This is a genomic window from Natrialba aegyptia DSM 13077 (assembly GCF_000337535.1).
GTDB lineage: Archaea > Halobacteriota > Halobacteria > Halobacteriales > Natrialbaceae > Natrialba > Natrialba aegyptia.
The window spans coordinates 39,976-58,646 of sequence record NZ_AOIP01000022.1 but is presented as its reverse complement, the minus strand read 5'-3'; the positions used below and the strand labels follow the sequence as shown (position 1 = coordinate 58,646).

38 protein-coding genes are annotated in these 18,671 nt (G+C 59.4%); 26 read left to right on the top strand and 12 right to left on the bottom strand.

The window, feature by feature from the left end:
• From C480_RS10190 to C480_RS10075, 24 genes are all read left to right on the top strand, one after another.
• On the top strand, nt 1-206 hold a 206-nt coding region (locus C480_RS10190), incomplete at its 5' end, for a hypothetical protein (protein WP_006665534.1).
• Nucleotides 203-820 carry a hypothetical protein gene (locus tag C480_RS23980; protein ID WP_006665533.1) on the top strand — a complete coding sequence of 206 codons (618 nt, stop codon included), beginning with the start codon at nt 203-205 and terminating at the stop codon, nt 818-820. The genes C480_RS10190 and C480_RS23980, both read left to right, overlap by 4 nt.
• A gap of 713 nt (nt 821-1,533) precedes the next feature.
• Nucleotides 1,534-1,740, top strand: coding sequence for a DUF7563 family protein (locus tag C480_RS23800; RefSeq protein ID WP_049903544.1), 207 nt, complete (start codon nt 1,534-1,536; stop codon nt 1,738-1,740).
• A complete protein-coding gene (locus C480_RS10175; RefSeq protein WP_006665531.1) occupies nt 1,737-3,485 on the top strand; it encodes a DNA cytosine methyltransferase in 1,749 nt (582 codons plus the stop codon). Before C480_RS23800 ends, C480_RS10175 begins: the two co-directional genes overlap by 4 nt.
• On the top strand, nt 3,478-3,786 hold the full coding sequence (locus C480_RS10170) for a helix-turn-helix domain-containing protein (protein WP_006665530.1): 309 nt from the start codon (nt 3,478-3,480) through the stop codon (nt 3,784-3,786). The genes C480_RS10175 and C480_RS10170 overlap by 8 nt, the downstream gene beginning before the upstream one ends.
• The gene (locus C480_RS23640; RefSeq protein WP_006665529.1) at nt 3,783-4,403 is read left to right on the top strand and encodes a hypothetical protein; all 621 of its coding nucleotides are present in this window, start codon (nt 3,783-3,785) and stop codon (nt 4,401-4,403) included. Before C480_RS10170 ends, C480_RS23640 begins: the two co-directional genes overlap by 4 nt.
• Nucleotides 4,400-4,648, top strand: coding sequence for a hypothetical protein (locus C480_RS10160; RefSeq protein ID WP_006665528.1), 249 nt, complete (start codon nt 4,400-4,402; stop codon nt 4,646-4,648). The genes C480_RS23640 and C480_RS10160 overlap by 4 nt, the downstream gene beginning before the upstream one ends.
• Before the next feature lie 47 nt (nt 4,649-4,695).
• Nucleotides 4,696-5,043, top strand: a complete 348-nt coding sequence (locus C480_RS10155) for a hypothetical protein (RefSeq protein WP_006665527.1) — start codon at nt 4,696-4,698, stop codon at nt 5,041-5,043.
• 356 nt (nt 5,044-5,399) lie between these two features.
• Nucleotides 5,400-5,684 carry a PadR family transcriptional regulator gene (locus C480_RS10150; protein ID WP_006665526.1) on the top strand — a complete coding sequence of 95 codons (285 nt, stop codon included), beginning with the start codon at nt 5,400-5,402 and terminating at the stop codon, nt 5,682-5,684.
• Complete coding sequence (locus C480_RS10145) at nt 5,684-6,199, top strand: hypothetical protein (RefSeq protein WP_006665525.1); 516 nt, start codon at nt 5,684-5,686, stop codon at nt 6,197-6,199. Before C480_RS10150 ends, C480_RS10145 begins: the two co-directional genes overlap by 1 nt.
• Nucleotides 6,200-6,257: 58 nt before the next feature.
• Nucleotides 6,258-6,695, top strand: coding sequence for a hypothetical protein (locus tag C480_RS10140; RefSeq protein ID WP_006665524.1), 438 nt, complete (start codon nt 6,258-6,260; stop codon nt 6,693-6,695).
• On the top strand, nt 6,696-6,995 hold the full coding sequence (locus C480_RS10135; protein WP_006665523.1) for a hypothetical protein: 300 nt from the start codon (nt 6,696-6,698) through the stop codon (nt 6,993-6,995).
• Nucleotides 6,995-7,765, top strand: a complete 771-nt coding sequence (locus C480_RS10130) for a beta clamp domain-containing protein (RefSeq protein WP_006665522.1) — start codon at nt 6,995-6,997, stop codon at nt 7,763-7,765. Before C480_RS10135 ends, C480_RS10130 begins: the two co-directional genes overlap by 1 nt.
• Nucleotides 7,765-8,259: a hypothetical protein gene (locus tag C480_RS10125; protein WP_152424036.1), complete on the top strand. Its 495-nt coding sequence runs from the start codon at nt 7,765-7,767 to the stop codon at nt 8,257-8,259. Before C480_RS10130 ends, C480_RS10125 begins: the two co-directional genes overlap by 1 nt.
• Nucleotides 8,256-8,468, top strand: coding sequence for a hypothetical protein (locus C480_RS10120; RefSeq protein ID WP_006665520.1), 213 nt, complete (start codon nt 8,256-8,258; stop codon nt 8,466-8,468). Before C480_RS10125 ends, C480_RS10120 begins: the two co-directional genes overlap by 4 nt.
• On the top strand, nt 8,465-8,752 hold the full coding sequence (locus tag C480_RS10115; protein WP_006665519.1) for a hypothetical protein: 288 nt from the start codon (nt 8,465-8,467) through the stop codon (nt 8,750-8,752). Before C480_RS10120 ends, C480_RS10115 begins: the two co-directional genes overlap by 4 nt.
• A complete protein-coding gene (locus C480_RS10110) occupies nt 8,749-9,192 on the top strand; it encodes a hypothetical protein (protein WP_241433812.1) in 444 nt (147 codons plus the stop codon). Before C480_RS10115 ends, C480_RS10110 begins: the two co-directional genes overlap by 4 nt.
• Complete coding sequence (locus C480_RS10105) at nt 9,189-9,446, top strand: hypothetical protein (RefSeq protein ID WP_006665517.1); 258 nt, start codon at nt 9,189-9,191, stop codon at nt 9,444-9,446. The genes C480_RS10110 and C480_RS10105 overlap by 4 nt, the downstream gene beginning before the upstream one ends.
• Nucleotides 9,443-9,874: a hypothetical protein gene (locus C480_RS10100; RefSeq protein ID WP_006665516.1), complete on the top strand. Its 432-nt coding sequence runs from the start codon at nt 9,443-9,445 to the stop codon at nt 9,872-9,874. Before C480_RS10105 ends, C480_RS10100 begins: the two co-directional genes overlap by 4 nt.
• Nucleotides 9,867-10,370, top strand: a complete 504-nt coding sequence (locus C480_RS10095) for a hypothetical protein (protein WP_006665515.1) — start codon at nt 9,867-9,869, stop codon at nt 10,368-10,370. Before C480_RS10100 ends, C480_RS10095 begins: the two co-directional genes overlap by 8 nt.
• Nucleotides 10,360-10,935 carry an HNH endonuclease gene (locus tag C480_RS10090; protein WP_006665514.1) on the top strand — a complete coding sequence of 192 codons (576 nt, stop codon included), beginning with the start codon at nt 10,360-10,362 and terminating at the stop codon, nt 10,933-10,935. Before C480_RS10095 ends, C480_RS10090 begins: the two co-directional genes overlap by 11 nt.
• Before the next feature lie 260 nt (nt 10,936-11,195).
• Entirely contained in the window at nt 11,196-11,789 is a 594-nt protein-coding gene (locus tag C480_RS10085) for an FkbM family methyltransferase (RefSeq protein ID WP_006665513.1), read from the top strand.
• 324 nt (nt 11,790-12,113) lie between these two features.
• Nucleotides 12,114-12,959, top strand: coding sequence for a ParA family protein (locus tag C480_RS10080; protein ID WP_083873367.1), 846 nt, complete (start codon nt 12,114-12,116; stop codon nt 12,957-12,959).
• Nucleotides 12,960-12,961: 2 nt separating this feature from the next.
• On the top strand, nt 12,962-13,372 hold the full coding sequence (locus C480_RS10075) for a hypothetical protein (protein WP_006665511.1): 411 nt from the start codon (nt 12,962-12,964) through the stop codon (nt 13,370-13,372).
• Nucleotides 13,373-13,460: 88 nt separating this feature from the next.
• Here the strand turns inward: C480_RS10075 and C480_RS23975 are convergent, their stop codons facing one another.
• Nucleotides 13,461-14,063 (bottom strand): hypothetical protein, encoded by a 603-nt coding sequence (locus C480_RS23975; protein WP_193787807.1) that lies wholly within the window; start codon nt 14,061-14,063, stop codon nt 13,461-13,463.
• Between C480_RS23975 and C480_RS23000 the strand changes: the two genes are divergently transcribed.
• Complete coding sequence (locus tag C480_RS23000) at nt 14,064-14,384, top strand: hypothetical protein (RefSeq protein ID WP_152424035.1); 321 nt, start codon at nt 14,064-14,066, stop codon at nt 14,382-14,384.
• A gap of 74 nt (nt 14,385-14,458) precedes the next feature.
• Here C480_RS23000 and C480_RS10065 read toward each other — a convergent pair whose 3' ends face one another.
• The 11 genes from C480_RS10065 to C480_RS10015 are packed head-to-tail and all read right to left on the bottom strand — an operon-like array spanning nt 14,459 to nt 18,218.
• Nucleotides 14,459-14,698 (bottom strand): hypothetical protein, encoded by a 240-nt coding sequence (locus C480_RS10065; protein ID WP_006665509.1) that lies wholly within the window; start codon nt 14,696-14,698, stop codon nt 14,459-14,461.
• Nucleotides 14,695-14,922 carry a hypothetical protein gene (locus C480_RS10060; protein WP_006665508.1) on the bottom strand — a complete coding sequence of 76 codons (228 nt, stop codon included), beginning with the start codon at nt 14,920-14,922 and terminating at the stop codon, nt 14,695-14,697. The genes C480_RS10065 and C480_RS10060 overlap by 4 nt, the downstream gene beginning before the upstream one ends.
• Entirely contained in the window at nt 14,919-15,137 is a 219-nt protein-coding gene (locus C480_RS10055) for a hypothetical protein (protein ID WP_006665507.1), read from the bottom strand. The genes C480_RS10060 and C480_RS10055 overlap by 4 nt, the downstream gene beginning before the upstream one ends.
• Complete coding sequence (locus C480_RS10050; RefSeq protein ID WP_006665506.1) at nt 15,130-15,555, bottom strand: hypothetical protein; 426 nt, start codon at nt 15,553-15,555, stop codon at nt 15,130-15,132. The genes C480_RS10055 and C480_RS10050 overlap by 8 nt, the downstream gene beginning before the upstream one ends.
• Complete coding sequence (locus tag C480_RS10045) at nt 15,552-15,824, bottom strand: hypothetical protein (protein WP_006665505.1); 273 nt, start codon at nt 15,822-15,824, stop codon at nt 15,552-15,554. The genes C480_RS10050 and C480_RS10045 overlap by 4 nt, the downstream gene beginning before the upstream one ends.
• A complete protein-coding gene (locus tag C480_RS10040) occupies nt 15,817-16,086 on the bottom strand; it encodes a hypothetical protein (RefSeq protein WP_152424034.1) in 270 nt (89 codons plus the stop codon). The genes C480_RS10045 and C480_RS10040 overlap by 8 nt, the downstream gene beginning before the upstream one ends.
• A complete protein-coding gene (locus C480_RS10035; protein ID WP_006665503.1) occupies nt 16,079-16,582 on the bottom strand; it encodes a hypothetical protein in 504 nt (167 codons plus the stop codon). The genes C480_RS10040 and C480_RS10035 overlap by 8 nt, the downstream gene beginning before the upstream one ends.
• Complete coding sequence (locus C480_RS10030) at nt 16,575-16,871, bottom strand: hypothetical protein (RefSeq protein WP_006665502.1); 297 nt, start codon at nt 16,869-16,871, stop codon at nt 16,575-16,577. The genes C480_RS10035 and C480_RS10030 overlap by 8 nt, the downstream gene beginning before the upstream one ends.
• A complete protein-coding gene (locus tag C480_RS10025; protein WP_006665501.1) occupies nt 16,858-17,475 on the bottom strand; it encodes a hypothetical protein in 618 nt (205 codons plus the stop codon). The genes C480_RS10030 and C480_RS10025 overlap by 14 nt, the downstream gene beginning before the upstream one ends.
• Nucleotides 17,468-17,935 (bottom strand): hypothetical protein, encoded by a 468-nt coding sequence (locus C480_RS10020; protein WP_006665500.1) that lies wholly within the window; start codon nt 17,933-17,935, stop codon nt 17,468-17,470. Before C480_RS10020 ends, C480_RS10025 begins: the two co-directional genes overlap by 8 nt.
• Entirely contained in the window at nt 17,928-18,218 is a 291-nt protein-coding gene (locus C480_RS10015; RefSeq protein ID WP_006665499.1) for a hypothetical protein, read from the bottom strand. The genes C480_RS10020 and C480_RS10015 overlap by 8 nt, the downstream gene beginning before the upstream one ends.
• 183 nt (nt 18,219-18,401) lie before the next feature.
• On the opposite strand from C480_RS10015, the gene C480_RS10010 reads away from it, so the two are divergent.
• Nucleotides 18,402-18,614, top strand: coding sequence for a hypothetical protein (locus C480_RS10010; protein ID WP_006665498.1), 213 nt, complete (start codon nt 18,402-18,404; stop codon nt 18,612-18,614).
• The last annotated feature ends 57 nt before the right edge of the window (nt 18,615-18,671 follow it).

Here is an 18,671-nt window from a genome sequence, read left to right as displayed (position 1 = left end):
TTGGAGACAAGGATAGCATGCAGACGTTCAAGCCTAACCGACTTAAATCTAGTCGGACTGATGCGGGAGTAGAGAACACTGACCACACCACCAGCGAGCCGCGTGTCGTCGGCACGCTAGACGGCGAGGTCAACGTCGATCTCCCGGCCACGCCAGGATACGACCGTGACTACGATTCTCTTATCGAGGAGGCGGTCCACCGATGAACGGTCGCTACGCCGCGATCACGGACGACCGTCACGAGTTCCCCGAGCTCAAGGACACTCACGGCGAGGACCCGGCCCGATTCCTCCAAGCAAACCGCTCGCTTGCACTCGCACGAATCGCTGGCATCCGTGATGTCGACCTCCTCACTGCTTACCGTACCGTCGAGCAACAGATCACCGACGGCGACGGCCCCGGGCGCTCGGAAGTCTGCGATGCACTCGACGCTCGCGAAGCCGAACTGACCGGCGACAAGCCGAACGCCCCGATCGACACCGAAACGTCGACGCCGGCCACGGCGACCGACGGGGGACAACCACTCGTCGATGAACCCGCCGAAATCCATCCCGACGTCCGCTGGCTCGAGTCCGGCCAAGTCCTGGTCGTCGATCGCAGCAATTCGACTGAGTTTATCTGGCCAGCAACGACCGAGAACGATGAGCCGTACTTGCTCCGCACGTTCGATGACCAAGATTCCGAACGTACGGACGCGCCGATCGGCCTGTCGACCGATGAAATCCAGCAGCGCCTCGGCTACGATAGCGAGCGCTGCGACACGACCGAGATCCACGTCGACGCGCCACGCGGGGCCGCACGAAATAGAGGTGCGGCATAATGGAGCGCGAGTTCAACAGCGAGGCTGACGCCGAACGCCGTCTTGAACTGATTCAGGACGCGGTCGAAGCCGCTCGTGAAGTCGCTCCCGAGGATGTCGTCGCTGAACTCGAAGCCAAGCGCGACCAGCTCGTCACCGACGGTGGTAAGCCTACAGACGGGACTGAGCAATTTGAATACGACCACGAGGTGGTCGTGGACTCCGTTGACGAAGTGACGCCCGTCCCCATCGAATGCCCGGGTTGTGGAGGACAGTTCAGAGAAGCGCTGACTGACAAACTCGGTGGAACCACCTGCCACGAGTGTAACGACTGGATTCGGTACGTCCGCCGGCACGAAATCCGCGATCGCGGCCGCAGTAGCGAAGACACGACAGAACAGGCCACTCTACTCCAGACCGACGGCGGTACCCAGCTCCCCACTGAGACCCACATCGGCGAGTCGGGACTGTGGATTCCACCCCAACTGCGCGAGTTCACCGGTCAAGTTGTGTTCCGTACGCCGCGGGGCACGATCCAGCACTTCCAGTCTGGCGGCGGCGAACTTGAGCCCTACTACGGGATGATCGACGAGTCGGCCTTCGGGCCGACCGAGGAGTTCCGCGACGCTGGCAATCCTGAGTTAGCGCCGGACAATGTGTCGATCAAACTCCAAGGCGAGGACCCGGTCGTACTGACCGTCGAGACCGACCCCGAGGTTCGGTGCGACGGCGGTATCGTTGCTCGGCCCGCCTGGACGCCGACGACTAGCGCCGACGAGAACCGCTGCCAGAACTGCGATTCGAAGGTCACTCAGCAGTTCGCTCGTGTCTTCGGGGACAACTCCGACACGACGTGGGCCTGCCGCGAGTGTACGCCCTATCGCGACCTGCAACGCGGTGCGGGTGCAGATCCCGATTACACGCGAGGTGAACGACAGTGAGCGACAAACTCGTTGTCGTCGACCTGTTCGCCGGCGCTGGTGGCCTGTCGACGGGTCTCGCAAAAGCAATCCTCGATACGCACGCCGAGACCATCGCTCGCGAGACCGGCCTCACGACCGACGCGATCACGACCACCGACCCAGCAGTCCACGACTGGCTGGCCGCAAATGTCGAACTCCACGCCGTCAACCACTGGGAACCGGCGATCGCGACCCACGAACAGAACCACCCATGGGCCGAACACTACCACGCGAAAATCGAGGAACTCCACCCGCCGGACGTCGTCTCACCGGGAGATGTCGACCTGCTCGTGGGCGGCCCTTCGTGCACGCACTACTCGAAGGCGCGCGGTGGCAAGCCAGTCAGCGAGCAAAAGCGCGCGAGCGGGTGGCACGTCCTCCACTGGGTTGAACTCCTACAACCCGACCACCTGCTCCTCGAGAACGTTCCCGAGTTCCGTCAGTGGGGGCCGATCGTCGACGGCCAGCCGACCCGCGATGGATCGATCTTCCAGCGCTGGGTCGGGATGCTTGAGGCGCTTGGCTACTCAGTGCTGTTCGACGCCGAAGACGACGCGTACGGCACCGTGCTGAATGCAGCGGACTTCGGGGAAGCACAGTCCCGCAAGCGCCTGTTCATCATGGCCTCACAGTCGATCCGGCCGACGCCGCCGGAACCGACCCATGTCGATGCCGATCCGGATAAGCCCGACCGCCGGACAGCGGCCGATATCATCGATTGGTCGGACCTTGGCGACAGTCTGTGGACGCGCGACCTCGTGAACTCGCGGGTGCAGCCGCTCGCGCAAAGTACGATGGCACGAATTGCGGAGGGGATTCGCCGCCACTGCGATGATCGGATTGAACCGCTGGCCGACGCGCTGGCCACGATCGGCAAGGACGAACTCGAGGCGCTTCGGGAGACCGTCATTCCGGTTGAGCACGCGGCGACGGTCGCCGACGCGATCAACGAACCGTTCTTGGTGCGAGTTCCAGGCGGGCAAACGACGCTCGCGACGCCGGACACGTTTTGCCTTCGACAGCAGTCCGGCGGTGTTCCGCCATCGACGAACACGCCACTGCCGACCGTCGCGAAGAAAGGTGCGATTAGTGTCGCGACCGCGGAGACGACGCTGGTCAAGCCGCGCAACGGCCCGCGTCGGGGACTCCACTCGAACCCGCTATACGAGGCTGACTCACGGCCGCTGCATACGGTGACAGCGCGTAACCACGACGGCCACCTCGTGACGCCATACCTCTGTCCGCTCTACAACGGACGATCGGGCCAACGCCCACGAACACGCGAGGTAGACCGCCCGCTCATGACCGTAACGGCCAGGAAAGCAGCGCCGGCCTGTCTCGCAACACCCTACCTGGTCGAGTACTACGGCAACGGGACCGCACAGCCGATCGATGATCCGCTCCCGACGGTCACGAAAAAGGACCGCTTCGCGTTGTGCGTGCCCGAGGTGTTCCCCTACGGGCTCGACGTGCGCTACCGGATGCTCGAGCCGGACGAACTGAAACAGGCACAGGGATTCCCGGCTGAGTACGAGCTGGCCGGCGGCACCAAGAAGGCTGTCACCGCACAGATCGGCAACGCCGTTCCCGTGAACCTTGCACGAGCGCTGTGCCGACATCTGCTCGTCGATGAGACGCCGAGCCTGTCGAACTTCGGTGGCGGAATCAACGCCGATCCAAACGCCGAGGTGCCGGCGTACTCGGAGGTGATTTCGGATGATTGACGCCGACGAGTTCACCGGTACGGGCGAACTGCCCGACGCACTGGCGTTCGTCAAACCGAATCGTGCCCGATGCTACGTCGCCGTTGACCGAGCCGACGGCCTGATCTCGGCTCGCGAACTGACCGACGAACTCGGATGTTCGATAACGACGGCCTATCGGTGTCTGAACGACTTGCAAGACCTCGGTCTTGTGACCGACAGCATCTGTGTCGGCCCTGACGAGCGTCCGAAGACCGGCTACGCGACTGTTTCAACGGACACCTCGCAGCCAGTGCGAGCAGATGGAGGAACCGACCGATGAGCACCCGAAATCCCTCGAAAGAGACGATGGCAACACGCAACCCGACGCAGACGGCCGACAGTACCGACCCACAATCAGCGATGGCGTGGACGGACCAGTGGCCGACGCTGGACATGAACCACGATCCACAGCCGCTCACGACTCGAGAGGTACCGACCAGCGAAAACGCAGTCCTGAATGCGTTCACCTCAATCCACGATACGTTCCCTGAGCCAGTCGAGGAATCCGATACCAGAACCACGTCCACCGACGAAACAATGCCAACCTCGCTGTCGATCTACTGCAAACCGCCGGCCAACGCCATGCAGGAATGCTATGCCGACGATCGCCCGCTCACCGAAATCGCCGACCTTGGTGGATGGAACCTCTCCCGCGTCGCTCGAAAACTCCGACATGCAGGTGTCCTCGAACCGCACGATGACCCGAGGGCGCTGGCGCACCTCTACCACGATTGTGATTACACAATCTCCCAACTTGCCGAAGATGCGTTCGGCGGTGATGTGTGTCCCGAAACGGTCCGTTCCCGGATGATAGATTACGATATCGAACGCGAAACACGCAACGGTGAAACGCACTACGAGAGTTTGGTTGCGGCCGCCAAGGAGGGATCAGCGTGAACGAAGCTACCGATGAAGACGTGAGTAAGGCAGTTTCGGCGTTTGAGTGGGTCGACGCCGATTCTATCGAGTCGGTGAATAATGTTCCCACTCCCGAGTGGGAAGACCGGATCAACCACGCGCGTGTTGAGACCGCGGGTGAAATGGACAATGAACTCGTGGTCTACGGCGAGGCTCCGTATTCGGAGGAGACGTGGATCGCAGCGATTGGCGAGGCGTTCGTCACTCTCACAGACGCGCGATAACGGTAGTCGGGGATACACTCTAGTTTTGGTCTGTTGCTGTTTCGAGCATGGCAACACGAGAGTTCAGCTTTGAGACGCCGTCATTGCCGGTTTCTCCTCGGACGCTTGACCGTGCATTCTGGTTCCTTGTCACGCTCACGGTGGTCGGCGACCTCGCCACTACAGCCGTCGGCTTGCAGCTCGGGCTCGTCGAATCGAATCCGGTCGGTCGCGCGGCGATCGAGGGCTACGGGCTGGTCGGAATACTCACGTTGAAAGCCTTCGCGATCGGTGTCGGGTTGGCCTGTCGGCCACTCTGTCCGCGCTCGTATCAATTCATCGTGCCGGCATGCCTGGCGCTGCCGTGGTCAATTGCGGTCGTGCTGAACTCGTGGCTGATTCTGTCCGTGGTGTAGCGGTAGCGAAAATCAGTATGCAGAGCTCACCGTTGGCACTGCTGAATTTCTCCAAATGTCATTTCGGCGCTTTCGCGCTACGAAATGACCCGTATCAACCCATCTTCGAATGTGGCTTCGAATCAAATAGGTGTTCTGCTCGACTGACTCGAATCTGATTCTTGACGATACCACCGATTAGTTCCGAGCACGATGTTCCTGACCGCCGATCCAGTAGTTGAGGGTATCTCTCTTTACTGAGGTGTCTTCTAATTCATCGGCTTTCTAAGACCTATATCTCGGTAGTCGGGAGAATGTTCAAGTACAATATTCACGAGTTTTGAAATATGGCGCATACTGATAGAACGCCACAGACGATGGACGATTTGTCCGGCTTCCAGCGGGACCTGCTGTTCGCCATTGCAGGGGAAGACCGACCGTCCGGCCAAGACGTCAAGGATGTCATCGATACCTACTACAGCAGCGAGATCAACCACGGGCGACTGTACCCGAATCTCGACACGCTGGTCGACATGGGCCTCGTCGAGAAAGGCCAGCTCGACCGACGGACGAACTACTACCAACTGACGGCTGGTGGCGAGCGCGCAATCGCAGCGCGACGAGAGTGGGAATCCGAACTGGTCGCAGGGGTGAGTGCGTAATGTCCGACGATATTCCAGATCCGGTTCGAACGGTGAGCGTCGAGAAAGCACATCTGCTGCACGAACAGGCGGCGTTCTCTGAAGACGAGTACGAGAACGCGGACAACGAAATCGAAGCGGCGTATCACGAGACGCGCGTCGAGTATACGCACGAGCGCATCGAACAGATCGAAGGCGATGGGCTTCGCGGTATCGACGTTCGAGAGTCCCGTGACGAGTTCAAAGACGAGTTCGATGAGTACGACGAGGAGTGCGTCAAAGGCGCGAAACTCGCGGCCAAATGGGACACCGAGAAACAGATCCTTCGCGAGTATTTCGACGAGGGAGAGGACACAGTTGAGGTTGGCGAAGCGATGAATGTCATGGGCTACGAGGACGGTGCAGTCGCGTTCCACGGGCCTGGTGGCAAGGCGATCGTGGAGTTCTCTGACGAGACCAACGCTCGAGCCGCAGCCGATTGCATCCTCGATGGCGTTGGTGCCGAAGACGACGCAGCAATGATTGGACAGAGGTAACCATGCAGGTAGAAACACCATTTCCCGTCGAAGGGCTCGGGCTAGCGGAGGGCGACCAATGATCCTTGCGACGCCCGATGACTACGAGTTCCCGCACATCGACTGGAAATGTAAGGAGTGCGGGATGGTCTATTGCTCCGCAGGCTACCCGCCGGAAACTCGCTGTCTCGACGGCCACGGTGCCGGCTGGAAACCCGAGAACGGACAACTCATCAAGTACATCGACCTGCTCGAAACGCTTGAGCCTGGGGACGGCATCGTAATCAGCGGTGACGGGCCGGCGACCCTCATGGGGCCGGTCGAATCCGTCGATGACAACCAACTCGTCACAGCGATGATCGACAGTTCGTCGCGAACGCTCCGATGGGAACGCGATGACTCAGACCCGACGATCGAGTGGAAGCAAACAGAGAAACCTGGCGCGTTCTACGACGACGTCCATCACGTCGAGACGGTTGAGATCCAAACGGCCGCGGACAAGGAGGTGCCAGCGTAGATGTCTGGCGACGAGATTCCACACGCGGTAATCGACGTGCCGGCCGGCGGCCGTAGCGTTGCGCTCGAAGCGATTCAGTACCGTGTCGGGCCGCCGGTCAACTACGCGTTCTTCCGAACGCTCCGGAAAGAGAAACTCGTTCTCTGGGGTGAGAACATGGAAGTACGGTGGCTGAATGAACTCTCGACGGCGTGCCATGAACTCGAGCAAGAGTACTCGGACATGGCGATGTACGAGGACGCTCGCGAAGCCGATCGAATGGAAGGCGCGTTCCTCCGCGGTGAGGAGGTGGCAGTGTAATGGCGACCACTACTCACAACGCTGAACTCGACATGTACCAGGTCTACCTCAAGGGCGACGTGGAGACGACGGCGTTCCACCGGGCAATCCACACGCTCGGAATGTTCGCCGACGCCTATCGTCTCGAGTTCACCGAGACCTCGATCGACGCCCGACTTACCGATCCGTCGAACACACTTGCGTGCGGCGTCTCGGTACCGATCGACTACCAGACCGACCACGAATCAGTCACGATCGGTGTCGAACACGAGGACTTCGATTGGGCGACGCGATTTATCGGCACCCCTGAGACGGCGACGCTTCGGCTAAACGACGGCGAGGAGCGGATTCAGATCATGGCCGGGAACGGGCTCGACGAGGCGGCGCTGGTCGACCCCGATTCGATTCGAGAGTATTCGGCCCCACCGGAGGTGTTGTACCAGACGACGGCCACGCTTGAGGCCCAAGCGTTCAAGGCCGCGGTCGGTGCGGTGTCCAGCCCGGTGGACGCGGGGCTTCAACTTCAGGCCCGCAATGGATCGCTAACGCTCTCACCGGAGAGTTCGACGGACGACTGGACGATTGATGCGGAGATTGACGGTGAGGACTCCGTCCAGGCGTACTCACAGTCGTATCTGACCGATATTGCTTCGGCACTCCCACCCGAGGGAGATGTGACGATTAGCTTCGGTGCGGACAATCTGCTCCGCGTCTCGATTGGTGCTGCATGTAGGGAGACGGCTAGCGCGTGGTTCGTCCTCGCGCCGAGACTACCGGAGGACGATTCGTAATGAGCACTAAATCTACACCAACTGATGGCCCGGACTACGACGTGCAGATTGACGCCGACGAGCTGCTCGCAGACCTCGCGATGATCGCCGCCGAGTACGCTGCTGACTACGCTGAAAAGGATCGCTGGTGGCGCGACAGCCTTGAGACGTTCGAGGAACACACCGAGGCACGTTACTGGTCGCTCGAGGCGATGGGTGGCCGGATCGCGGTCGCCGAAGCCATGCGTAAGTTGCACGCCGAAACCAAGTACGGAAGCACTGGACGCTTCCACAACGCCGATGGAACGGTCGCTGTGCGCGAGTTCATGGCGTGGCTCTCACAGCGTGCCGACGATGCGCACGAGCGCTCGCATGGTCCCTACACGGAGACCCGACAGGCCGACGAAGCTGAGACCGCCTACGCGAAGATCATCTCACTGCTGCGCGACGAGTACGACGTTGGGTGGCCGCGGTTCGACGACCTCGGGGGCGTGCTCGAGTGTGATTTGCCATGAACACGCTTGCTCTTCCGGACCCGACCGATCACGCCCTTCGTGAGGGCGCAACGATCGTCGACTGTGGCGATCGCGCAACCGTGGAGCATGTCGAGCAGACCGACGAAGTGGTCTACGACCTCGAGTTCAGTGACGGCGACTCGGGCCGTCTCAGTGGTCGTGAACTCGAACTTGGCAAGATCGACGGTACGATTCGGGTGATTCGATGAGCGCCGAATCCGATGTTGAACAGTTCTATGACGACCGCGAAGCCGAGTATCGTGACCTGAACGCTCGCCACCACGCTGAGGACCCGTCGAAGTTCATCGTCGACTGTCCTGGCTGTGGGTCGCCGATGGTTCTCGGGCAGTTTTGGAAGGGCTGTTCGGTGCCCGCGTGTCCCGACTGTAACGACACCGCCGATACGTGGGCGTTCGAACCGCGGGTGTCGGAACGTGAGGCCGACATCGTTGCCGCCGACGAGACAGACGTTTCGGAGTTGGTTCGGTCATGACTACAGATGCCATGCGCAAGGCCGAAGCACAGCTCGAACAGTTCCGCGACACACTCGATGCCTACGACGATCCCCTGGTCGCGACGCTCGCTGACGCTCTGCACGAGTCGGATATCTGGTCGACCAACACACCGGACTTCTCGTCTGACGAGTGGCTTGACGTGCTTGAGACGGCTGGCGAGGATCTGTACCTCTACGCGCACGAACCCTCGTATCGCGGCATGTCCGATAGCGAGCACACCTGGTACGCCCGATATGATGGGGCGGCGTTCATCTACGGGACCAAACGTACGGGCGAGCTGTACCGCGGCAATCGTGACGAGAATGCCGCCCGCCAGGTCCGGGCGGTGATTGACGGCCACGATGTGTACCCACAACCGATCGACAAGTACCCGCTTGACGAGTGCGACGAGTTCCAGGAGGTGCCGGGCGATCGATGAGTAGCGAACAGTCTACAGACGATACTGAACAGTTCCAGACGTGGGAAATCGGCGTCCATCCCGCAGGACATCCCGACAACTGGGAACACCACCACCCTCCCGCTGGAACGGAAGAAGAAGCCCGAAAGAAAGCGATAAAGCAGGCTCGGGAGGACGGGATGACGGACCCATGCGTCTACATGGTCGCGGGTCCGTTCAATCCCGATTCGTACACACTAAGCACGGGCACTGACCGATCGGAGGTCGACCAATGACCGAATCCTGTACCTACTGCGACGGCACCGAACTCGTGTACGAGCTGCATTCGGGACGCGGGCCTGTATCGAAGTGTATCCCGTGTCTGGCAATCGAGCAGGGTCAGCAGCAGATCAACATGCCCTTCGAGCGGTTCGTCGATCTCGAAGCCGACGGCGTCGTCGACGAGAGTGACGCTGAACTTCGCGAGCGCCGGCAGAATAGCTTCGAGGTCTGCCGGTCGTGGTGGCGCGTACTGGCCCGTTGGCGGCAAAACGACCCACTAGTCAAGCGTGACCCCGACGAGTACGACCAGACGCTACACGAGTACACGCGCGAGTTCCTGACGAACATCATGGGATCGGCAGCGCACTACCCACCGTCGGAGATTATCGAATCGGACGGTGACCCGGAACAGACGACGCTCGTGAGGGAGTCTGATGAGTAGCGACCCCGATGGCTACGAGTACGTCGCTCATCGACCCGAACGCTTCGCTGAGCAGACCTTCGACACGCGCCATGAGGCGATCGGACACGCGGCCGTCCTCGGGCGTTACACTGACGACGAGTTCACTGTCTTCGCTCGCCGGCAGACGCGCGAGCCGATGGTCAACGACGCGCTCTGGCGGGCCGAAATCCTCGATGAAGACTTGGAGCACGTCGGGTGGACACTGCTGTATGAAACGCGGTCGTTCGCTGCCGACGCCGCCTACCGATACATCCTCGCGAACCACCTGGATATGGTCCGCGTCTCGACGATGCCGTGGTACGGCGAGGACTATGAGCAGGTCGGGGCGTTCCGATCGGGTGCGGACCGCTATCCGATCTACCTCGGGACTGACCCCGACGGGAACACACTTGAGCACGAGGCCAACGCGCTTCAGTATCGCGAGCACTGGAATCGCGACGGATATGAACTCGTGGAGGGCAACGATGGCGAGTAACGGATTCCCCAACCACTGGAACCGCCAGAGTCGGCTCCGAAAGTCGATGGACACGCTGTTTCCTCAAGAGCATTCGGACCAGTGTCGTGTCTGCAAGGAACCCGTCGTCGACGGGCGGTGGAACTACTGCTCGGATCGGTGTCGCGAGGTCGCCCAAGCGGTCCAGAAGATGTTCGTGTGGGATGAAGTACGCGACCAAATTCTCGAGCGCGACGAGTTCACCTGCCAAGACTGCGGGCTCTCGAAAGAGATGCAGTGGCGTGCCTACCATCAGGTCCACGAGCGGATCAAAGAGCGATGTCCACACCCGTCGGGCGGGACCGAAGCGGAGTTCGATGCATGGCGGGATAGACGGCGTGAACTCGAGCGTCGCTACGACGTTGGTTCGCCGACGGGGAACTTCCACGTCGACCATATCACGCCGATCTCCGATGGTGGCCACCCGTTCGACTCGTCGAACTTGCAAACGCTCTGTGCGGAGTGCCACGAGGCAAAGACGGCAGTCGAGAACAGTAACGCCGAGCTACAGCCTGACGTGACGCTTGCGGACTATATGGAATCTTGACCGTTCAGATAGTCCATTTCGAACTAACCAACTCCGATGATTCAACTATGAATTCACCGTCACGAGCCGTTGAACTGTACCGAACCGGTGGAGTACCCGAGTTATCCAGAGGTATTCGAGACTTCGCCGTAATCAGAGCTGCCCGTGCCAGATGGCGTGTCGGTGCAGCTCTCAACAATAGTGTCTCTGTCGAAGTCGGAGACCACCACATCGAGTTCAAGACTGACTCTGCTATCGAATATCGACGTGCTCGAACCCAGATGCATGAGCGGCAGATTCTCGAGGATTACGTTGCTGAACTCCGTCCCAGCGATATCGTTTGGGATGCGGGATCGAACGTGGGTCTCTATGCGAGTTTCGCTGCTGAAATTGCGTCGCAGTCTGTCGCGATCGAGCCGGTCCCAAGCAATGTCTCGGCGCTGAGTCGCAACCTCTCACGAAACGATCTGGGGGATGATTCGACGATCATCGCGGCTGCGTTGGGGTCTTCGGAGGGGACAGTTTCAGTGCCGACTGGCTCCAAACCAGGTGAGAACCATAAATTGAGTTCTTCGAGTGGATCGGCACAGGTCCCTGTCAAGCGCGGGGACGATCTCATTCGTGCGACAGATACACCTGCACCATCTGTGCTCGCGATGGACGTTGAGGGGGCAGAGGCCGATGCACTCGACGGGCTACGCGAAACGCTTGCGGATGTTCGTCTCGCCTATATCGAGGTACACGAAGGGCTGTTGTCTGACTATAGACGATCTGTTGACGATGTGATCGAGATCCTCGATGAAACTGGGTTTGAGATTTCTGTGTTTGACGAACGGCGCTCAGGGAATTACCATCTTAAGGCAGTCGATTTGTAGCTCTCTTTTCACTCGAAATCCGGTGTGCTCTTGGCATCCAAACTACCAAATAGTGCCGTCCGAAAGCGGAGCGTGGCCGTCGTGTCTGCCGGCCGATCGGGACCGACAGCGTGTTGCCATCCCGTCGGACCGTCACGGCGACGGCTGCTTTCACTCTGTATTCGGGGCGGCTATCCGAAGCGGTAACTAATACCGTATTACTCAACTAAGTACTATTTTACTCGTGAGTAATTACTCCTTACAGATTCCTGATTTGAATACTGTTTCTGTATTCGTAGTCTGGATAACCTATATGTATCTGGTATCTGTATCCAGTATATGTATATGGGAAACAGCATAATGCGATCGTGCGCCTACGTCCCGAAAGGCGGCGTCGGCAAAACGACGAGTACAGCCCACATTGCTGTGTCTGCGACCCAAGACCACGGTCTCGACGTCCTGGTGATTGACCTTGCGGGTACGCAGAACGACCTCGCAACGCAGTTCGGAATTGCTGACGAGGTGACTGACCCCGACGCGCCGATCTCGGCGATCTTCGGTGAAAACTGGTCGTTCATTCGTGAGAACATCGACGATGTCTTTGACCGCATGGTCTTCGCGACCGATGAGGGGCCAGACCTGATCCCTGCTGACGACGGTCTCGGCGCGGAAGACAATAACCTCGCGAACGTCCCGCGGGAGAATCGCTACGATCGACTTGAGTCGTTCATCGAAGATGAGGTCGCCCCGCAATATGATCTCGTGTTGCTTGACTTGCCCGGCAAGGAGGACAATATCACGATTAACGGGCTGTTCGCTGCCGAGAACGTGATTGCACCACTTCGGCCCGGCGAGTTCGAGCGCAAGCAACTCGAGAATCTAGAACGGGAGCTGGCGCTGATTCGTGACGACGAGGACCACGACGCCCAACCGCAACTCCGACTTGTGTTTGCGACGATGGTTGACCAGACAACCAACCTCGCCGATGAGTTCACAGACTCACTCGAGTCCGAATATCCTGAGATTGCTGGCACGTCGGTCTCGGAATCAGCGAACATCGGGAACGAACAGGCTGCCGGCCAAACGCTGTTCGCGTTGCCAGATGACGAACTCTATACGACCGGGAAGCGAGCACGTAACGCCTACCGTGAACTGACGACTGACCTTCTCAACCGACTTGACGCACGCTAACGATGACTGACGACCAAAAGAAAGCCGAAGCCCTGTTGCAAGGACAGACCGAACAGAGCCGTCACGAGACAGAGCCGACAGACGACCAGACTGACGATGAGTTGCCCGAACTCGAGGACGCGATCGCCGACGCCTATGAGCAGATTGACGACGGTGATCTGTCGTCAAACCTCACGCTTCGCGACGAGAATCTTGCGGCACTGTTCCACGGACTCGAGGACGCTGATCGACTTGCGGAGATCGGGGCCGCCGCCGCAGGTGAACTCGATCGAGACACCGAACACGTCGACACCCGTGCTGCCACCCTTCGCCTCCTAGTCCGGATCGGGCTCGAAACCGTTGACGAGGACGTAATTCAAGCGGGAAAGGACGGAAAGCGTCTGTTCCTCGAATCGCAGACTGACGAGTTCTGAATCCGAATTATAGATTTAGATATTGTATCTGTATTCCGTATCTGTATTCTGGATACGGATATAGAATACGGAGTGTACTTCTCTGCTGTTACTCCCGACGCTTCCGACAGTTCAGACACTGCTCACCATCGGTTTCGTGCGTATCAGGGTCGTAGACCATCGAAAAGGAGTGGTCACACACGTGCTGGTAGACCTCCCGAATCCGATCGTCTTGCACCGGTTTCGCGTATTCGTTGTTGTAGAGTCCGGTGTCCCAGAAACAGTCCGCAAGATCGTCCTCGTGATATCGCCACTCGCTCGTGTGCGTCATGTCGGTGAGGACGTACTCCCAGTGGCCGTCGGAATCGTCTTTCAGACACTGCGTGACCTCTACCAGTTTCGGCACGTTCTCAGCATCGTGACGCCGCCAGAGAATCTTATCCTCGAACGCCCGGCCGTTGATCGACAGCGGGTCGATCTCGCTTTCCAGTCGGTGCACAAACGAGTGATTCCGCTCACGAACTGAGATACCAAGCGATTCGACCGTAGACTGCATCTGATCGGTCCACTCGCCGTCGTAGCACATCCGACACCGTCGGTCGAAGCGAAGCATCGTCTCTTTCCCGCAGTCCTCACACTCGTCGTATTGTTCGTTCTTGAATGAAACACCATGGAAACTCGCGTTGCGCTCGATTCGACAGAGGTTCAGCACATGGACCAGCTCGTCTCGGTCGGGATCGGAGCCGAGTTCAAGGACGCGTTCCGGTGGTATCCAGAGATCTTCGAGCGGCCGCCCATATTCCATCCAACCGTGTTCACTGAACCAGTCACCACCGATGAACAGCACTTCATCTTCATCGATTTCGTGGCCACACTGCCAGCATCGAAGGCTGAACTCGTACTTCTCGCTCGTTGGGCGGTGAGTCGTGTTCTCGACGAAAGCAACGTTCCGGGAACCACAGTCTCGGGCAGCGTGGAACTTCGCCCAACGATTCCCGAGTGTTCGCCGAGGTTCTTTGAAGACCTCTGCTGATGGCCAGTCTTCGCCTCGTTCGTCGTATCGATTCAACTCGTGAAACGGATCGATCGACGTCTGCTGATCTCTGGTCATTCAGAATCACGCTCCGAGGCCAGCATATCGTTCGTCCACGGTTCATCTTCAGGGAGATCGTGCTCGTCGACGCCGTGCTCGTACAGTGCCTCAAGAACAGCGTTCCACCCGTCGCCGTCGGCAATCACTGGCTCATCACAGAGGCGACAGTATGCTGTTCCAGTGTCAGCGATCGTCTTGAGTCCGGCTGTGAGTTCGCTTTCGCCTGGCGTCGGGACCGTATTCTCGTCGGTCACGCCTGCTCACCGCGCGCGTCGACGGCGACCGTCACATCCGCTACATCGTCGACCCCTTCGCACTTCTTGTGTGCGTGATGGCGAGCAACCCGCTCGACGATTTCGCAGTTGTCCTCGGCGTCCAGGTCGTCGCCGGCATCGAGCGCCCGATCGTGGGTCCAGTCACAGTCGGCGCACTCGGCCCGACAGACGGCGTCGGTGGTACTCGAGAGTCCGAGACTCATCGACTTACCTCGGCTTTGTTTCGCCGGCCGAAGCCGTGGCACTTCGGACACTCCCGCACGCGACCGGTTATCGACCATTCGCCGTCGACGCGATCGAACAGCGACACGCCGGCGTCCCAGTCGGTGCCACCCTCGGGATGCTCGAGTTCGTATCGTTCACCAGCGCCGGCACAGTGCGAGCACTCGACGGTCTGTGAGCGTGCAAAGCTACGCATTGGCATCACCGCTTGTGTCTTCGGTATCCATGAACTGCCACGCACCTGTCGAGAACGGCGTGTCTTCAACCGGCACCAACTCGACAACGCGAGACCGACGGACCATCTGTCGAATCCACGGCGTCGAGAAATGCCGCAGCGGGTAGTCCTCGTGCTCGTGGGGCCGCACGATGTGTGGTTCAGAGAGGAGCGTCCGACCGGGCATCGGTTCGAGGTACATCGAGAGGACGGTCCAATGGTGAACTCGTACCCCACGGTGGTTCTCGTAGGGCGTAAAGCGAGCGAACGGCCGCGCACCGACACGGGCCGGAAAGTCAAGCACGAGTTCTCCCGTGCTGTCGACAGCCCGATCGACTAGGTCGTCAGAACTCGGCCCGACGACCTCGCCGTTGACGATCTTCCGAACGCTCTCGCTCACGCCGTCTCACCTCGGGCGTCCTCGAGTTCAGCGCGGTGCTCTTCGCGATGGTTCTCGGATTTACGAAACGCGATTGCTTGGGAGAGCCCGTTGTTTGACCGATACGTTGTATACCAGTCGCAATCTGGGTACGGACAGTCGATCGTCTCTTGCTCTTGCTTGCGCCGCTCTGACCTGATACAGTCCATCGAACAGTAGGGCTCCCCGTCGGCACGTTGGATCGTTTCCGTGCCACAGTGGAGACACGGTTCGGCGTCTGTTTCACTCATCGTCGTACTCTCCTTTGGGAACCCACGGTTCGCCGACCACGCTGACGGTGAACGTCAGCTCGTGAACGCCGTCACGACTGGTTGATGTCCCGCGCTTGGCGACGCGACAGTCCGGGCGCTCGCGGATCGACTCGAGAATCTCACCCTGGACCTCGTCGACGCGGTCGAGTTCACCAGCCCACCACTCCGTATGGTCGACTTGCTGCTCGTCGAACTCCTCGATGCGCTCCTCACGAGAGAGCGGGCGATCGTCGTCACTCATCGGCATCACCAAACCCGGCTGGTTCCCGATCGACGATACCGACCGTTAGTCGTTCGACTGTGACCGTTCCCGCATCGGCTTCGACGCGGAATAGGTCCTGCTTGCGGCCATCGAGTTCAGCAGCGTGGGGCCAGCCTTCAACCGTGCACATCCAAACGACGAACGGTTCGGTGTACTCCGACACCGTCCGGAACACGTCGGACATGTTCTCCGGTCCAGTGTTCGAAACGTTGTGGTAGTCTGCCCCGCCGAAGGGGTCGTCATCGTCACGTCCGTAGGTCGTAAACCCGAGCAACAGCGTCCACTCGCGGCCAGGATACTCATCGCGCTGGGTGTACTCGCGCGTGTCCATCTGTCCGGCTAACGTGTCCGACAGGGCGTCTTTGAGCCCGTCAGGGTCGGTGATCTTAACGCCTGTGCTATAGCTGTTTCTCTGGGTGGCGATGAACTCGTAGTCCGGTGGGTGCAGCGGAGTGAATCGGATCGTCTCACCCATCGAACGCACCTCCCGATTGGGTAGTGTCCGTGGTCTGTCTCTCGGCTTCTATATCGAAACTTCGGGAAATTTGAGACTCGGTAAGAATCTCATTTTCCCTGAAGTTGGAGGGGACGTCCATCTCGTGGAGTCGATACAGCGTCTCCCCAGTGTCGATGTCGACCATCCGGTTCGTGACCTTCCACTCTGACGTGTCGACCTTCGTAAGCACATCACCGACCTCGTGCTGGTGTTCAGCCCAATCCGCGAATCGGTCAGTAACGTCTGTAGACTGCTCACTCTTCGCCATCGAACTCACCTCTCAACCGGTCGGTATCTGTCTGTAGTGACCGCTCGAGTTCGAGTTGATGTTCCCACTCGGCTTTCGAGTGAACGGTCACGAGATAGTCCCGATCGTCGTTATCGATCTTCAACTCGATTTGGAGGTCGGCTGCTTTCTCGGCCATGTGCTCCGTGGGATACTCGAAGGTCTCACGCGGGCCGTCGTTGTGTTCCCGAACGAGGACGTGTGGTTCCGTCTCGTTGCTGTCGATCACGTCCCGTGCATGTCCAAGATTGTTCCGCGCGATTGACTGCGATTTGCTGATGTGGAATGACAGCGGCTCGGGCTCACCGTCCTGGTTGACGGTTTCGTAGGCGACACTCCAGTATCGGTCATGCGTGCGGTCGCGTGGCTGGAGCCAGGTCGTCACGACGAAACGGTGGTCATCACGAACAACCTCGGCCTCGCCACGATCGTCGACACCATCGGCCTCCGGATCGTTGTTCCACTCAAGGACTTCGAACGACCAGTCGTTCGGCAGGTCATTGATCTGGTTGAACTCGAACCAGTGCGGAGCGTGTGGGTGTTGGGCACCTCTTTCCCCGGTCTGGTTCGTAGACGACTCACTCATCCGCTCTCACCCCGCTGTTCTGGAGGTCGTCGTATCCGTACCGTTCGACGACATCCTCGAGTTCGTCGACGACGTGTTCGGTATCGCCGATCGAGTGATTCGACACGTCGGCAAGCAGACGGACGAACAGCTCCCGGCGCTTGCGCTGTCCGGACTCGATATCATCAACCGTCGTGTCGATCGTTTCGAGTACGGTTTCGATTGTCGATTTGTTCAGCCCTGCGTTCCGACCGTACAGCAGTGCGACTACGTCCTCATCTGTGAGCCCGCTTCGGCGAAGTTCCCGGAGATCCGTCGCGAGTGTTTCGATCGATGCTGCGGCCGTCGCGATAGCTGCCATTTGGTCGTGGAACTGCTCTGTGTCGATCGTCACTGACTCGAGTTCGATGTCGTCTGGCCGCTCATCTTCGTCGACGTAAAGATCCTCAAGTGGGCTCGTCTCGTGTTCAGCCTCACTCATCGGACTCACCTCGCACGTTTTCGAGTTCCCGCTGCGAGACGACCGTGTCCTCCACGTCGGGATCAGCGACAATCGCCGCGACATGGCGGGCGAGCACGTCCTCGCGCTCGTAGTCTTCAATTTCGTGATAGCGGACGGACTGTCCGTCCTCAACGGCGAAATACCACGTCCACTCGCCGAGTACGTTGCTATCACACCGTATGACTTCACCCTCGCGAAGGAGGGCCAGCGGTCCGACGGTGGGTGTCTGTTCAACCGTTCCAGTTGCTGCGTTTGTGCTCATACTGTCTCACTGATTTTGGTGGTCTCGGATGCCCGAAACCACCGATCTACATCTATATGTTTCTTGAATAATACGGATAAGTATACCGCCGACTACCGTATTCTCGGCGTCTGTACGTCGGAGTTACAGGCGAAGCGGTGGGGGGGCAGAAACTATACCCGAGCGCTGGCCCAACGAGTCGGTATGAGCGACGTACCGGTCGACAAACTCGTGCGAATCGTGGATTACCAGAGCGGCAACGACTACCAGCCTGAGACGGCCGGCGTCGAACACGTTACACAGGTCGCCCGAAACGCAGGGGTGCCCTCAGCCGATGCGAAGGCGGCGATTCACGAGGCGCTTGAGAAGGGTCGGCTCGAGGAGGCCGACGGGCGACTGAAAGTGATCGAGGAGTAATCGTTCACTTTCACCACGCTTTCTCAATTCTTAACTGGTCAGTGCTCCAATACCTGG